The organism is Deltaproteobacteria bacterium, assembly GCA_009930495.1.
In the GTDB taxonomy this organism is placed as follows: domain Bacteria; phylum Desulfobacterota; class Desulfovibrionia; order Desulfovibrionales; family Desulfomicrobiaceae; genus Desulfomicrobium.
In genome coordinates, this window is record RZYB01000376.1 from 1 (window position 1) to 1,525 (window position 1,525).

Annotated in this window: 2 protein-coding genes; both read left to right on the forward strand. The window is 62.6% G+C overall.

What is annotated here, in order from left to right:
• Positions 1-253: 253 nt before the first annotated feature.
• Positions 254-547 (forward strand): hypothetical protein, encoded by a 294-nt coding sequence (locus EOL86_14815; GenBank protein NCD26841.1) that lies wholly within the window; start codon positions 254-256, stop codon positions 545-547.
• A gap of 3 nt (positions 548-550) precedes the next feature.
• Positions 551-1,525 (forward strand): hypothetical protein (locus tag EOL86_14820; GenBank protein ID NCD26842.1); only part of this gene is annotated, 975 nt, incomplete at its 3' end.

Consider the following 1,525-nt stretch of genomic DNA (forward strand, 5'->3'; position numbering starts at 1 on the left):
CGTGCACGCATGCACATGGAGCCACCGCCGCGATGGCCGCGTTCGCGGACGCGCTTTCGACCGGGTCGTATGGGCACATGGGTCTTGTCGACGTGCCGTGCCCGGCACTGTGCGTCGCGGAATCCATTGGCAACCCAGCCGCTCGCGACCCGTCGGCGAGGACCATGAGCAGACCGCGCGTTGAGCGGGCAATGGCCAGGCCGTTCGTCGACAGGGCCATGAAGACAACATCCGCATAAAAAACGGGGAGACAATGGCAATACTTGGAAAATACACCAAACAGCCCCGCGAAACAGAGACCTACACGATTAGCTACGCCGACGACCTGACCGATGGCGACGAGGTGGTCAGCGCCTCCGGGGCCATCGCGCCCCAGGGCGACCCCGAGGACATGGAATTGATGTCCGTCAACCACGACGGCACGTCCGTGCGCGTATGGCTGCGCAAGGGACGAGACAGGGTGAGGTACAAGATCGAGGTGACGGCGACAACTGGGGACGGTCGAATTTTGCAGGACGAGTTCTATGTTACGGGCAAGGAGTACTAGGCGATGGCGCAGTTATTTGGGAACAACGCAAGTGGCAAGCTGGCCGCGGCCGTGGATATCGACGACACGACGATTGTCCTGGAATCCGGACAGGGAGCTAGGTTTCCGACCCTTGACCCCGGCGACTATTTTGTGGCCACTCTTGCGGGCATTGTCGACGGCCGCGAGGTGGAATGGGAGATTGTCAAGGTTGTCGCCCGTGTTTCCGACACACTGACGATTGTTCGCGCCCAGGAAGGGTCTCCCGCGAAACCCTGGCCGCCGGAGACTATTTTTGAACAGCGGATCACGGCCGGCATTGTCGCCGACCTGTACACCCAGGCGTCGGCACCAGCCCTTTCCTCCCCCGGTCCGATCTACGTCACCCAGACAAAAACCATCAGCGTCACCAACTATGACGGGTTTTCTATCTACGCCGTATCCGCGACCAGCGGCGCGGCGTCCATTTCCGGGGACGCCATCACCTACACGGCTCCGGCCACGTCGGGCGCTGACGCGTTGACCGTGACCGTCAACGGGTCCGCCCGCGACGTGGCCCTGGACATTCTGCCCGCGTCCGTGGTCGCGCCGACCATCACCACGCCGGTCGCCAATGCCGAGATCGGGCCAACCAATGTTACCATCGCCACGTCCGCGTTCGCCACGGTTGGGCAATCCGACATGCACCTCAAGAGCCGGTACGTGATTAAGGATTCCGGAGGGACAACGGTTTATGATTCCGGCGAATCCGATAGCCTGACCAGCATCGTCGTCGCCAGCCCTGGCCTGACGCGCGGGGCCGCGTATACGATCACGGCCCAGCATCAGGGGCAGACGCTCGGTTGGTCCGACTGGTCGGCTCCGGTTGCGGTTACGATTTCAACCATTGGCCGGGGCGCCCGCATCGACGACAAGGCCACGGTCATTGGCAACGCCGACGGCACGCCGTTTACGATCAACGGCCAGCAGGTCTGGATTGCCGTGCTTGATGCCGCGTAC

Bases quoted from the DNA above. Each gene is read 5' to 3' on its own strand.
- EOL86_14815 (NCD26841.1), top strand. From the start codon at position 254: ATGGCAATACTTGGAAAATACACCAAACAGCCCCGCGAAACAGAGACC.